Origin of the sequence: Bradyrhizobium sp. WBOS07, from assembly GCF_024585165.1 — a bacterium.
Lineage (GTDB): Bacteria > Pseudomonadota > Alphaproteobacteria > Rhizobiales > Xanthobacteraceae > Bradyrhizobium > Bradyrhizobium japonicum_B.
The window spans coordinates 5210044-5221880 of the sequence record NZ_CP029008.1; the positions used below are offsets into that span (position 1 = coordinate 5210044).

Below are 11837 nucleotides of genomic sequence, written 5' to 3' on the forward strand. Positions count from 1 at the left end.
TGTTCTTTTCGAGTCAAGCGGATTCGATCTCAGGTGAGCTTTGTCGCGCAGCCTGTGGATCAGGCGATGATGTCGGGCGTGATCTGGTCTTCGATGAACGCGATGCGGTCGCGCAACAACAGCTTGCGCTTCTTCAGCCGCTGCAACCGCAACAGGTCGGGGGCGGGCGATTGATGCAGTGCATCGATCGCCGCATCGAGATCTCGGTGTTCCTGCTGCAACCGGGTGAGCTCGGCTTCGAGCTCACGCTCGTCTTCATTGGTCATGTCTGCGGTGGCCGAAAACCGATAGGCGTGAGACTCTGGGCTGTGGATGCCCTGTGGAAATTATCGTCCTTGCGCGGCGTGATCGCAAGCGATCTGCGCCCTCTGCTCGCCGATCTCCCGCAACATATTTCCTGCGGGGGCGTAGCGGCCGTGCAAGCGCATTGATATCACGGATTTTTCCGGCGCGGTTCCTTTACTCACGCTTCGTTACATATGAATTTTCAAAAATGAAGCTGCGACGACGGATACCCATCGACAGAACGAATCGGTGATGTAGACTTCGTTGTCCGGATCGAATCCTGAGGTTCAACCCTACCGAGGAGGTTTCGAATGACAATTCAGGCACATCTCGTTGAATTGGAACGGAAGCACAAACTTCTCGAAAACGAATTGCACGACGCTCTCGTGCACCTTTCAACAGACGACCTGCAAATTGTTGAGTTGAAGCGCCGGAAGTTGATGGTCAAGGACCAGATCGAGCGTCTGAAGCACGGCGACACGCTCCACTAGTAACCCCCATAACAGCGTAGAGTTGATCGCACCCTTCATCATGCAGGGATGAGAGTCTTTGCCCTCGTCCCTGCTGCGGGGTAAGCATCGCGCAGGATGTCTGCGCACTGCTTGGATTTGCCTGCGCTCTAGACCTCTGCGAGCTCGGCGACGTGATCTGCGATCGCGAGCGATGACGTCAGTCCAGGCGACTCGATCCCGAACAAATTCACAAGGCCTGCAACGCCGTGGTCGCGCGGTCCCTGCATCAGGAAGTCCTGCGTGGCCACCGCGGGCGGGACGATCTTCGGCCGGATGCCTGAATAGCTCGGCATCAGCGCGCCGTCGGGCAACGTCGGCCAATATCTGCGGATCGCCGGATAGAAGCGCTCGGCGCGTGACGGATCGACCTCGTAATCGATCGTCTCGATCCATTCGACGTCAGGCCCGAACCGCGCCTGGCCGGCCATGTCCAGCGTCAGGTGCACCCCCAAACCGCCGGGTTCGGGCACCGGGTAGATCAGGCGTGAGAACGGCGCCTTGGCGTTGCAGCTGAAGTAGTTTCCCTTGGCGAGATAGGCCGGCGGAATGCGGTCCAGCGGCATGCCCTCGATGCTGCGCGCTACATTCGTCGCCGACAGCCCGGCGGCGTTGACGAGCAGGCTGCATTGCAGCGTCATCGGCGCCTCGCCGCCAGCCTCGATCTCGATGATGCCACCAGCCGCCTTGGCGCGGATCAGCGGGGTGTGAAACGCGAAGGCGGCGCCGGCGTCCTCGGCTTCGCCGCGCAGCGACAGCATGTAGGCGTGGCTGTCGATGATGCCCGTTGAGGGCGACAGCAGTGCGGCGTCGCAGGCAAGTGCCGGCTCCAGCGCGCGTGCCGCCTCGCCCGCGAGCAACTGCATGTCGAGCACGCCATTGGCCTCGGCATGCGCCTTGATCGATTGCAGCTTCGCGGTCTCCTGCGGGCTGGTCGCGACGATCAGCTTGCCGCAATTCCTGTGCGGGATGCCGCGCTCGGCACAGTAGCGGTAGAGCGCGTGCTTGCCGGCGACGCACATGCGCGCCATCCAGCTCCCGGCGCGGTAGTAGATGCCGGCATGGATCACCTCACTGTTGCGCGAGGAGGTGATGGTGCCGATCGCCTCGGCCTCCTCGAGCACGATGACCTCGCGCCCGGCCTGCGCGAGCCTTCGGGCCACCGCGAGCCCGACCACGCCGGCTCCGATGACGACGCAATCGACCCTATCCATGGTTGTGCAGCATGTCCGTTGGGAGCGCCGGTCGCATCAGACCTGGAAAGGACGGCGCGGGGGCGTTTTCCGTTAAGGAAGAATTTATCATGTCAGGGCAATTGCCGTATTTCACGTCACATTTTTCTGTTGTGCGTACAGGCGTTTACCCGATCCAAACCCGTGAGGCCAGACAATCCGACGTTGAAATCGCGGGTGGCTGATGGCTGAGAAGAACTGGCACGAGGGCAGCACGCTTCCGATTGCTGTGCAGGCCGTTGTGTGCCTCGCCGGCACGGTTGCGCCCGCGCGCGCCTTCGCGCTGACGGACGGCCTCGCCGCGCCGGGCTATTTTGATCAGCTCGATCCCAACGTGGTCTGGGAAGCCCTGATCGCGGGCGTCGTCGTCTGTGCCTTCCTCGTCGCGATCTCGCTGTGGATTCATTCCTCGCTGCGCCGGACCAGACGCTTGCAGCTGCGGCGCAACGCCTTCGTCTCCTCCGCCATGAACAATCTCAATCAGGGCGTGGTGATGACGGATTCGCAGCGTCGCATCATCTTCTGCAACGACCGCTATCTCGAGATCTACGGCCTGACGCGCTCGGATATCTGGGCCAACATGAACGGCTATGAGCTGCTCGAGCTGCGACGCAAGCGCGGAGTGCTCGGCGTCGCCTCCGACGACGAGTTCTATGAGAAGGCGGCCAGTCCCAACGGACTGATCACCGAGCTTCCGGACGGGCGGGCCATCCTGGTGAAATATTTCGTGCTGCCGAACGGCGGTTCGGTGGCGACGCATCTCGACGTCAGCGAGCAGCGCAAGCTGTCGCGGCAACTGGCCTCGACCAAGCAGTTCCTCGAAACGGTGCTGGACAACGTTCCGGCCTGCGTGGCCGCGAAGAACATCGAGGACGGCCGCTATATCTTCGCCAACAGCGCCTATGAACGGTTCTGGGGCTTCTCGCGCGACCACGTCGTCGGCAAGAACGCGCGCGAGCTGTTCGAATCCGCTTCGGCGGACAGCATCGAGGCGACGGACCGGGCCGCGCTGGATTCGCCGGACGGCCAGTTCCGCAACGAATTCGAGGTCGACCGCGGCGGCGAGCGGCGCATGGTCGCCTCGATCCGGATCGTGGTCCGCAACGAGAGCAACAAGCCCGAATTCCTGATGCTCATGTTCGAGGACATCACCGACCGTCGCTCGCTGTCCAAGGAGCTGGAGAGCACCAAGAGGTTCCTCGAACTGGTGGTCGACAACATCCCGGTGGCCCTGATCGTCGAGCAGGTCAAGGATGGCCGCTATCTGCTCGCCAACCGCAGCGCGGAGACGATTCTCAATCGCCGGCGCGAGGAAGCCACGGGCCTGACGGCGTCCGACATCTTCAACCCAAAGGAAGCCAAGCTGATCATCGCGCGCGACGAGGCCGCGATCAAGAAACGCGGGATGATCACCGAGGAGCATCCGATCTCCACCAAGGACGGCCTGCGGCTGTTCCTGACGCGCCGCGCCACCGTGCTCGGCGACACCGGCGAGCCGCAATATCTGATCAAGACCCACGAGGACGTCACCGACCGCCGGCAGACCGAGTCGCGCATGGCCCACATGGCCTATCACGACGGCCTCACCGACTTGCCGAACCGTGCGGCCTTCCTTCAGGCGTTGACCCAGATGATCGAGGCCTGTGAAGGCACCGACGAGGAGTTCGCCGTCCTCTGCGTCGACCTCGACGGCCTCAAGGAGGTCAACGACGTCTTCGGTCACGCACTCGGCGACAAGCTCCTGATCGAGGTGGCCCAGCGGCTTCAGGACTCCGCCCGCGGCGGCGTGGTCGCGCGCCTGTCCGGCGATGAATTCGGCCTCATCATCGACGGCAAGCAGCCGGATTCCGGCCTTGCGCTGGCGCAGCACCTCGGCGAAGCCGTTGCGAAGGAATTCCAGATCGACGGCCGGGCGGTTCGTGCCGGCGCCACCACCGGCATGGCGGTCTTCCCGCGCAATGGCACCGATGGCGCCTCGCTGCTCGCCAATGCCGGTGCGGCGCTGTTCCGCGCCAAGCAGAAGTCCCGCGGCACGATCAGCCTCTACCAGCCGGAGATGGACCAGCAGATCCGCGATCGGCGCGTGCTGCACCAGGACCTGTCGATGGCGATCAAGAACGGCGAGCTCTCGCTTGCCTTCCAGCCGCAGGGGGCCGCGGGCGACAGCGTCGCCGAGAGCGAGATCATCGGCTTCGAGGCACTGGCGCGCTGGCAGCATCCGGTGCGCGGCCAGGTCTCGCCGGCCGAATTCATCCCGATCGCGGAGGAAAGCGGCCTGATCGTCGAAATGGGCGAGTGGATCCTGCGCGAGACTTGCCGCGAGGCGGCGTCCTGGCCGAAACCGCTCCAGGTCGCGGTCAATCTGTCGCCGGCGCAGTTCATGCACGGCGACGTGGTTGGCCTCGTCCATTCGATCCTGCTCGAGACCGGCCTTGCGCCCGGCCGGCTCGAGCTTGAGATCACCGAGGGCGTGCTGATCGAGGATTTCGACCGGGGCCTCGCGCTGCTGCGACGCCTCAAGGCGCTCGGCGTCCGCATCTCCATGGACGATTTCGGCAGCGGATATTCCTCGCTGAGCTACCTCCAGGCGTTCCCGTTCGACAAGATCAAGATCGACCGCGCCTTCATCGTCAATCTCGGCCGCAATCCGCAATCGGCGGCGATCGTCCGTGCGGTGATCGATCTCGGCCACGGCCTCGACATGTCGATCATCGCCGAGGGCGTCGAGACGATCGAGCAGCTCGCCTTCCTCGCCAAGGAGGGCTGCGACGGCGTGCAAGGCTATCTGCTCGGCAAGCCGTTGCCGATCGGCAAATATGCCGGCCTCGTCGGTCGCGCCGAGGTCATGGAGCTTGCGCTCAAGACCGGCTAGAGATGATGGGGCGCTTCGCTCCTTCTCGACGGCCCCATGGCGGATTACGACCTTGCGATCATCGGCGGCGGTCTGAACGGTGTCAGCCTCGCGCGCGATGCGGCCGGCCGCGGTCTGCGGGTCGTCCTGTTCGAGCAGGGCGATCTCGGCGGCGCGGCATCCTCGGCGACACCGCGGCTGATCCACGGCGATCTGTCGGTGCTGGAGCGGCGCGGGTTCTGGCGGGTGCGCCGGGCGCTGGCCGAGCGCCGGATCTGGCTCGCCATCGCGCCGCATCTGGTCCGGCCGATGCGCTTCGTGATCCCCGCGCATTCCGACGAGCGTCCGCCCTGGCTGCTGCGGGCCGGCCTGTATGTTTACGACGTGCTCACGAACCGCGGCGGCCTGCCGCCTTCAGCCACCATCGACATCACGCATCATCCGATCGGCAACGCGCTGAAGCGCCCGTTCGGCACGGCCTTCGAATATTCGGACTGCGTCGTCGACGATTCCCGCCTGGTGGTGCTCACGGCGCTGGATGCGGCCGAACGCGGCGCTGCGATCCGGACCGGCGCTCGCTGCGTGCGGGCCGATAGAACCGATGTCTGGCGGCTCGCGGTGGTCGATCGCGGCCATCGCCGTACGATCACGGCCCGGGCGCTGGCCAACACCACCGGGGCGTGGGCGGAGATTGTCGCGGAGACCGTGCTGCGCCAGCCGCAACCTGCCGCAGTGCCCATGCAGATAAGCCAGATCATCGTGCCCCGGCTGTTCGATTCCGACAACGTCTACGTCTTCCAGAACAGCGACGGACGCCTCATCTTCGCCTCTCCTTTCGAGCGGGCGTTCACGCTGATCGGCACCGTCACGAACGAGTTCACCGGCGATCCCGCCATCGTCACGATGCGAGGGGCCGATGTCAGCTATCTCTGCGAGGCAGCCAGTCGCTATTTCCGCGAGCGCATCGAAACGGCCGACGTGGTCCGGACGGTCTCCGGCGTCAATTTGAAGCCGGCGTCCGCACCGCGACGGCACGACCTTGTTCCACGCGCGCCGGCGCAAGGCGCCGCTGATCACGATGTTCGGCGGCGACGTCACCACCTCGCGCCTGCGCGCCGAGCGGGCGGTGACGAAGCTGACGCCGTTCTATCCGATGTCGCCGCCCTGGACTGCAGGCGCGGCGCTGCCCGGCGGCGATTTCGCCTGGGAGCGTTTCGACAGCGAAGTCGATCTTGCGCGCGAGCGCTGGCGCTTTCTCTCCGAAGCGCAGGCGCAGCGCCTGGTCGCCGCCTATGGTTCGCGCTTGGCCGCCGTGCTGGGGGAGGCCAAGACCCGCGGCGAACTCGGGCCTGCCTTCGGTCCCGAGCTGACCGGGGCCGAGGTGTGCCATCTCATGACCCGCGAATGGGCGCGCTTTCCGGATGATGTGCTGTGGCGCCGCTCCAAGCTCGGCCTGACCATGCCGGCCGCGGATCGTGAGGCGCTGGCCGCATTTATGGCGGGTGTGAATCAACTTGAACCGCGCGTCCCCGGCATCCCGCCGGGATCACGGGCGCCATGACGGACGGCGTGGATGATAATCTCCTCGCTCCCGACCTCGTAGAAGACGAGGAAGGGGTAGGGCGTCGTAGCGAGCCTTCGAATGTCCGGATCATCGGTTCGTAGACCGATCTCAGGATGCACCAGCAATAGACCGATCACGTCATGAATGCGCTTTTGACGCGCGCTGCTCCCTGAGGCGACGCTTCCGCAATGTGGGTCAAGATGGAATCGAGGTCGGCGATCGCCGGAAGCGTGTAGCGGAGTTTCACAGACCGTGCTTGGCCCAAGTTGCGCGGACTTGAGCTTCGGTTGCGAATTCGCCTCGTTTCGCCGCCTCCTTGGATGCGGCAATCGCTGACCTCTCATCATCCGAGAGGATGACGTGAGCAGGCGTCTCCGCGCCGGCGAGTTGCAGGACGATCCGGGCAATATCGTCCCGCGCATCTGCCGGCAGACTTCGTGCGAGCTCCAGGGCCTGATCCAACAACTTGGTCATATGCGTAACTATACGCCTTTTGGCGTCCCACATGAAGGCCAATTTGTGACGACACCGCTCGACCCGGTTGAGCAAACGCCGATCGGCCGCTAGCGTGCGGCGGAATCGGGGTTGGCAGGAAACATGACGGACGAATTGCCGAAAACGCACGCCGCGACAGGTGCTGCCAATGGAGACGCGGCCGCAGCCGGACAGCCGTTGCTGCGCATCGAGGCCGTCGCCAAGACATTTGGGACGTTCCGCGCCGTGGATGGCGTCTCGCTCGATATCAAGGCCGGCGAGTTCTTCGCGCTGCTTGGGCCCAGCGGCTGCGGCAAGACCACGCTGCTGCGCATGCTCGCGGGCTTCGAGGCGCCGGACGAGGGACGCATTTTGCTCGGGGGGCAGGACATCGCGCAGGCGTTGCCGCATGAGCGGCCGATCAACATGATGTTCCAGAACTACGCGCTGTTTCCGCATCTGTCGGTGCGCGACAACATCGCCTTCGGCTTGAAGCGCGCAGGCATGGCGCGTGCGGACATCGCCACCCGTGTGGCCGAGATGGTCGCACTGGTGAAGCTCGAAGGGCTCGAGAAGCGCAAGCCCGACCAGCTCTCCGGCGGCCAGCGCCAGCGCGTCGCGCTCGCCCGCGCGCTGGCACGCCGCCCGCAATTGCTGCTGCTCGACGAGCCGCTCGCGGCGCTCGACAAGAAGCTGCGGGAGAGCACGCAAGCCGAGCTGATGGAGCTGCAGCGCCGGCTCGGCATGACCTTCATCATCGTCACCCACGACCAGGAGGAGGCGATGACGATGGCTGATAGAATCGGCGTGATGAACGCCGGAAACCTGGCTCAGGTCGCGAGCCCGCGCGAGCTCTACGAAGCGCCGCGCTCGCGCTGGATCGCGGAGTTCGTCGGCGACGTCAATCTGTTCGACGGCGAGTCCAAATTGCGCGACGGTCATCGTCTGGTCATCGGCACGCGCGATGCGGGAGCGCTGGTGGTGGCCGAGCCGCGCGAGCCGGTCGGCGTGGGCAAATTGGCGGTGGCGGTCCGCCCCGAGAAGGTCAAGCTGTCGCGGCATGGCCCGGTAAGCGAGGCCGGACGTGAGACGGCGATCAACCGGCTCGACGGCGTGATCGCCGACATCTGCTATCTCGGCGGCACCACCACCTACAAGGTGAAGCTCGACACCGGTGGAACGGTGCAGGCGTCCGTCGCCAACAGTGCGCGCACCGACGTCGATGCCTATAGCCTGAACCAGCATGTCGTCGCCTGGTTCACGCCCGACGATTGCGTGGTGCTGCAATCATGAGCGCCCGCCGCATCTTCGCGAGGCCGGCGCGTTTCGCCGCGATCGCTCCCTATGTCTGGATGGTGCTGTTCTTCCTGGTGCCGTTCGCCTTTGTGCTGAAGATAAGCCTGTCGCAGACGGCGATCGCGCAGCCGCCCTACGAGCCGGTGTTCGACCTCGTGGCCGGATGGGATGCGCTCAGGGCTGCGTTCGCTGCGCTATCGATCGACAACTTCAAGCTGCTCGCCTCCGACGACATCTACCTGCTCGCCTATGTGCGCAGCCTCACCGTTGCGGTGACGGCGACCGCACTGTTGCTCCTGATCGGCTATCCCATCGCCTATGGCATGGCGCGGCTGCCGAAGCGCTGGCAGGCGGTGGCGATGGTGCTGGTGATCGTGCCGTTCTGGACCTCGTTCCTGATCCGCATCTATGCCTGGATCAACATCCTCCAGCATGACGGCCTGCTCAACCAGATCCTGCTGGCGCTGCACCTGGTCAGCCAGCCCGTGGTCTGGCTCTCCACCGACAGCGCGATGTATATCGGCATCGTCTATTCCTATTTGCCGTTCATGATCCTGCCGCTCTACGCCACGCTCGCCAAGATGGAGCCGGCGCTGGAGGAGGCGGCCAGCGATCTCGGCGCGCCGCCATGGCAGGTGTTCTGGCTCGTCACCTTTCCGCTGTCGCTGCCTGGCGTCGGCGCCGGTGTGCTTTTGTGCTTCATTCCCATCGTCGGGGAGTTCGTCATCCCGGACCTTCTGGCCGGCTCCAATTCGCTGATGATCGGCCAAACCCTCTGGCTCGAATTCTTCACCAACAAAGATTGGCCGGTCGCCTCTGCTGCGGCCATCGTGCTGCTGGCCGTGCTGCTGGTGCCGCTGTTGCTGTATGAGCGGCTGCAGAAGCGGCAACTGGAACAAGGGCGCTGAGACGATGCGCAAGGCCTCCCGCCTCTCCCGCTTCAATATCGCCTCGCTCGCGCTGGGGCTCGCGTTCCTTTATCTGCCGATCCTCATCCTCGTCATCTATTCCTTCAACGCCTCGCGCCTGGTGACCGTCTGGGGCGGCTGGTCGCTGCGCTGGTATCACGAGTTCTTCAATGACCGCGCCATGATCGAGGCGGCCTGGATGAGCCTGCGGGTCGCGGTCTCCTGCGCCACCATCGCCACGCTGCTCGGCACGCTCGCCGCGGTCGCATTGTCGCGCGGCGAGCGGTTTCGCGGCCGCACGTTGTTCTCCGGCATGCTCTACGCGCCGCTGGTGATGCCTGAGGTGATCACGGGATTGTCGCTGCTGCTGCTGTTCGTGGCGCTCAACGCCGAGCGCGGCTTCTGGACCGTGACCATCGCCCATACCACGCTGACGATGTGCTTCGTCGCCGTGGTGGTGCAATCCCGCCTCGGCTCGCTCGATCGTTCGCTGGAGGAGGCGGCGATGGACCTCGGCTGCGACCCGGTCCGCGCGTTCGTGGCCGTCACGCTGCCGCTGATCGCACCCGCGATCGTCGCCGGCTGGATGCTCGCCTTCACGCTGTCGCTGGACGATCTCGTCATCGCGAGCTTCACCACCGGTCCCGGCTCGGCGACGCTGCCGATCCGGATCTATTCCGAGGTGCGGCTGGGTGTGAAGCCGGAGATCAACGCCATCTGCACGCTGGTGATCGCCCTGATCGCGGTCGTCATCGTGATCGCCTCGCTCGCCTCGAAAATGTCGAGCTCGCAGGGCGAGAGCGCAGCGCCGCTGTAGCCTCTGCTATCATTGCGAGGAGCTCTTGCGACGATGCAATCCAGTCTGTCTCTGCGGAATAGTCCGGATTGCTTCGCTGCGTTCGCAATGACGAAGGAAAAGTCTACGACTTCACCGCACCCGCCGTCAGCCCGCCCACCATGTAGCGGCGGAAGGCGTAGTAGACCGCGGCCGGCGGCAGCGCGTAGATGAAGCCGGTGGTCATCAGCAGCTCCCATGGCGAATCGTCGGCGGCGAGGAAGTTGCCGAGCGCGACGGGGAGGGTGATCTCGCGGTCGTTGGAGAGCAGCAGGAACGCGTAGAGATATTCGTTCCAGGCCAGCAGCACCGCATAGGTGCCGATCGCGACCAGCGAGGGCATCATCAGCGGCAAATAGACCAGGCGGAAGATCTGCAGCGTCGTCGCGCCGTCCATTACGGCGGCCTCGTCCAGCTCGACCGGCAGCTTGTCCGAGGCCTGCTTCAGCACCCAGATCGCGTAGGGCGAGGCGATCGTCACCATCGCCAGGATCAGCGACCAGTGATTGTTGAGCAGGCCGTAATTGCCCATGGTCCGGTACATCGGCACGGCGAGGAACGCCGCGGGAATGAAATAGGTGAACAGCGCAAGGTTCAGCACGGTGCGTCCGCCCGGCACCTTCAATCGCGAGATCGCGAACGCTGCGGATGTCGCGATGAACAGCGTCAGCACGCCGACGGAGACGGCGATCACGGTCGAATTCCAGAACTGGATGTAGAAGTCGCGCAGGAAGTAATGCTGCTGCTTGAACACGATCTGAAAGTTGTGCAGCGTCGGGTGATCCGGCCACAGCTTGCCCGAGAACGCGTCCTCCTTCGGGGAGATCGCGAACAGGAACATGTGATAGATCGGGATCATCGTCCACAGGAAGACGGGAACGCCGATCAGCAGCAGCCGCGCTTCGGTCGCGACATCACGGAGAGAGGGGAGCTTCATCGCGACAACCGTTTCATCATGAAGTACACGAGCGGCAGGACGAACGGCATCGCGCAGACGATGGATGCCATCGCCAGCGAGAGCTGGTCGAGGCGGAGATAGCGGATGCCGAGCGTCGCCAGCACGTGCGTGAGGTCGGCCGGGCCGCCGCCGGTGAGCAGATAGACGCTGTTGAAGTCGCCGAGCGTCCAGATCATCGAGAGCAGCGTGCAGGTGACGTAGAGCGTCTGCATCGACGGCCATGTGATGTAGCGGAACTTCTGCCACCAGCTCGCACCGTCGACCTCGGCGGCCTCGAACAGATCGTGCGAGATCGCAAGGCGCCCGGTGATCAGGATCAGCGTCCAGAACGGCAGCGACTTCCAGATATGCACGGCGATCGCCATGCTGAGCGCGACGGTCGGATCGTTCAGCCAGTTCGGGCCGTCATCGCCGGTGAGGGAGAAGATGTAGTGGTTGATCATGCCCCATTCGGGATTGAGCATGAAGCGCACCGACAGGATGGTCGGGATCGACGGCACCGCCCACGGCAGGATGAAGATCACCGACAGCCATTTGATCCAGGTGCGTTGCTGCACGAAGAAGCCGGACAGGAACAGCGCGATCAGCATCTTGATGTTGATGCCGATGACCAGGAAAATCAGCGTGTTGATCGCGGCGCGCGCGAAGATCGGGTCGTTGTAGAGCGCGACGTAGTTTTCCGGCGCGCGCGCCAGCCACAGCCCGTAGCAGACGGGATAGACGACGAAAGCGAGGAAAACCAGCAGATAGGGCGCGAGCAGCACGATGCCCCAGACCTGTGCCGGGGTCAGCCGCGACGACAGGGGCGGGCCGGGCATAGCCTGATCGCCAGAGAGGGTGATCGCCATTCTTTAGGACTCATCAAAGAGAAGCCGGCCGCGAAACGCGGCCGGTGTTGTTCTTACACCTCTTCCCGCAACGCGAG

11 protein-coding genes and 1 pseudogene are annotated in these 11837 nt (G+C 64.4%); 6 read left to right on the forward strand and 6 right to left on the reverse strand.

Annotated elements, in window-relative coordinates; all coding sequences use genetic code 11:
- Nucleotides 1-59: 59 nt before the first annotated feature.
- Nucleotides 60-266 (reverse strand): YdcH family protein, encoded by a 207-nt coding sequence (locus DCM79_RS24830; RefSeq protein ID WP_008546179.1) that lies wholly within the window; start codon nucleotides 264-266, stop codon nucleotides 60-62.
- A 330-nt stretch (nucleotides 267-596) separates the two neighbouring features.
- Between DCM79_RS24830 and DCM79_RS24835 the strand changes: the two genes are divergently transcribed.
- Complete coding sequence (locus DCM79_RS24835; protein ID WP_028138361.1) at nucleotides 597-776, forward strand: YdcH family protein; 180 nt, start codon at nucleotides 597-599, stop codon at nucleotides 774-776.
- 128 nt (nucleotides 777-904) lie between these two features.
- On the opposite strand, the gene DCM79_RS24840 is transcribed toward DCM79_RS24835, so the two are convergent.
- Nucleotides 905-2008, reverse strand: a complete 1104-nt coding sequence (locus tag DCM79_RS24840; RefSeq protein WP_257176765.1) for an NAD(P)/FAD-dependent oxidoreductase — start codon at nucleotides 2006-2008, stop codon at nucleotides 905-907.
- Nucleotides 2009-2210: 202 nt separating this feature from the next.
- Here DCM79_RS24840 and DCM79_RS24845 point away from each other — a divergent pair, with 202 nt between their 5' ends.
- Nucleotides 2211-4898: an EAL domain-containing protein gene (locus DCM79_RS24845; RefSeq protein ID WP_257176766.1), complete on the forward strand. Its 2688-nt coding sequence runs from the start codon at nucleotides 2211-2213 to the stop codon at nucleotides 4896-4898.
- Between the two features lie 36 nt (nucleotides 4899-4934).
- A pseudogene (locus DCM79_RS24850) lies at nucleotides 4935-6438 on the forward strand (glycerol-3-phosphate dehydrogenase).
- On the opposite strand, the gene DCM79_RS24855 reads toward DCM79_RS24850, so the two are convergent.
- Together DCM79_RS24855 and DCM79_RS24860 are read right to left on the reverse strand one after the other, a co-directional pair.
- Nucleotides 6387-6788, reverse strand: coding sequence for a type II toxin-antitoxin system RelE/ParE family toxin (locus DCM79_RS24855; RefSeq protein WP_306556717.1), 402 nt, complete (start codon nucleotides 6786-6788; stop codon nucleotides 6387-6389). The pseudogene DCM79_RS24850 and the gene DCM79_RS24855 sit on opposite strands and share 52 nt — an antisense overlap.
- Complete coding sequence (locus tag DCM79_RS24860; RefSeq protein ID WP_257176767.1) at nucleotides 6685-6915, reverse strand: hypothetical protein; 231 nt, start codon at nucleotides 6913-6915, stop codon at nucleotides 6685-6687. Before DCM79_RS24860 ends, DCM79_RS24855 begins: the two co-directional genes overlap by 104 nt.
- A gap of 123 nt (nucleotides 6916-7038) precedes the next feature.
- On the opposite strand from DCM79_RS24860, the gene DCM79_RS24865 reads away from it, so the two are divergent.
- The 3 genes from DCM79_RS24865 to DCM79_RS24875 are packed head-to-tail and all read left to right on the forward strand — an operon-like array spanning nucleotide 7039 to nucleotide 9936.
- Nucleotides 7039-8208, forward strand: a complete 1170-nt coding sequence (locus DCM79_RS24865; protein ID WP_257176768.1) for an ABC transporter ATP-binding protein — start codon at nucleotides 7039-7041, stop codon at nucleotides 8206-8208.
- Nucleotides 8205-9119, forward strand: coding sequence for an ABC transporter permease (locus DCM79_RS24870; RefSeq protein WP_257176769.1), 915 nt, complete (start codon nucleotides 8205-8207; stop codon nucleotides 9117-9119). The genes DCM79_RS24865 and DCM79_RS24870 overlap by 4 nt, the downstream gene beginning before the upstream one ends.
- Before the next feature lie 4 nt (nucleotides 9120-9123).
- On the forward strand, nucleotides 9124-9936 hold the full coding sequence (locus tag DCM79_RS24875; RefSeq protein ID WP_257176770.1) for an ABC transporter permease: 813 nt from the start codon (nucleotides 9124-9126) through the stop codon (nucleotides 9934-9936).
- 103 nt (nucleotides 9937-10039) lie between these two features.
- Here DCM79_RS24875 and DCM79_RS24880 read toward each other — a convergent pair whose 3' ends face one another.
- Both DCM79_RS24880 and DCM79_RS24885 read right to left on the reverse strand, forming a co-directional pair.
- Nucleotides 10040-10891, reverse strand: a complete 852-nt coding sequence (locus DCM79_RS24880; RefSeq protein WP_257176771.1) for a carbohydrate ABC transporter permease — start codon at nucleotides 10889-10891, stop codon at nucleotides 10040-10042.
- On the reverse strand, nucleotides 10888-11760 hold the full coding sequence (locus DCM79_RS24885; protein WP_028138353.1) for a carbohydrate ABC transporter permease: 873 nt from the start codon (nucleotides 11758-11760) through the stop codon (nucleotides 10888-10890). The genes DCM79_RS24880 and DCM79_RS24885 overlap by 4 nt, the downstream gene beginning before the upstream one ends.
- Between the last annotated feature and the right edge of the window lie 77 nt (nucleotides 11761-11837).

Bases quoted from the DNA above. Each gene is read 5' to 3' on its own strand.
- DCM79_RS24860 (WP_257176767.1), bottom strand. From the start codon at position 6,915: ATGACCAAGTTGTTGGATCAGGCCCTGGAGCTCGCACGAAGTCTGCCG.
- DCM79_RS24875 (WP_257176770.1), top strand. From the start codon at position 9,124: ATGCGCAAGGCCTCCCGCCTCTCCCGCTTCAATATCGCCTCGCTCGCG.
- DCM79_RS24840 (WP_257176765.1), bottom strand. From the start codon at position 2,008: ATGGATAGGGTCGATTGCGTCGTCATCGGAGCCGGCGTGGTCGGGCTC.
- DCM79_RS24880 (WP_257176771.1), bottom strand. From the start codon at position 10,891: ATGAAGCTCCCCTCTCTCCGTGATGTCGCGACCGAAGCGCGGCTGCTG.
- DCM79_RS24830 (WP_008546179.1), bottom strand. From the start codon at position 266: ATGACCAATGAAGACGAGCGTGAGCTCGAAGCCGAGCTCACCCGGTTG.
- DCM79_RS24885 (WP_028138353.1), bottom strand. From the start codon at position 11,760: ATGGCGATCACCCTCTCTGGCGATCAGGCTATGCCCGGCCCGCCCCTG.
- DCM79_RS24835 (WP_028138361.1), top strand. From the start codon at position 597: ATGACAATTCAGGCACATCTCGTTGAATTGGAACGGAAGCACAAACTT.
- DCM79_RS24865 (WP_257176768.1), top strand. From the start codon at position 7,039: ATGACGGACGAATTGCCGAAAACGCACGCCGCGACAGGTGCTGCCAAT.
- DCM79_RS24855 (WP_306556717.1), bottom strand. From the start codon at position 6,788: ATGATGAGAGGTCAGCGATTGCCGCATCCAAGGAGGCGGCGAAACGAG.
- DCM79_RS24845 (WP_257176766.1), top strand. From the start codon at position 2,211: ATGGCTGAGAAGAACTGGCACGAGGGCAGCACGCTTCCGATTGCTGTG.
- DCM79_RS24870 (WP_257176769.1), top strand. From the start codon at position 8,205: ATGAGCGCCCGCCGCATCTTCGCGAGGCCGGCGCGTTTCGCCGCGATC.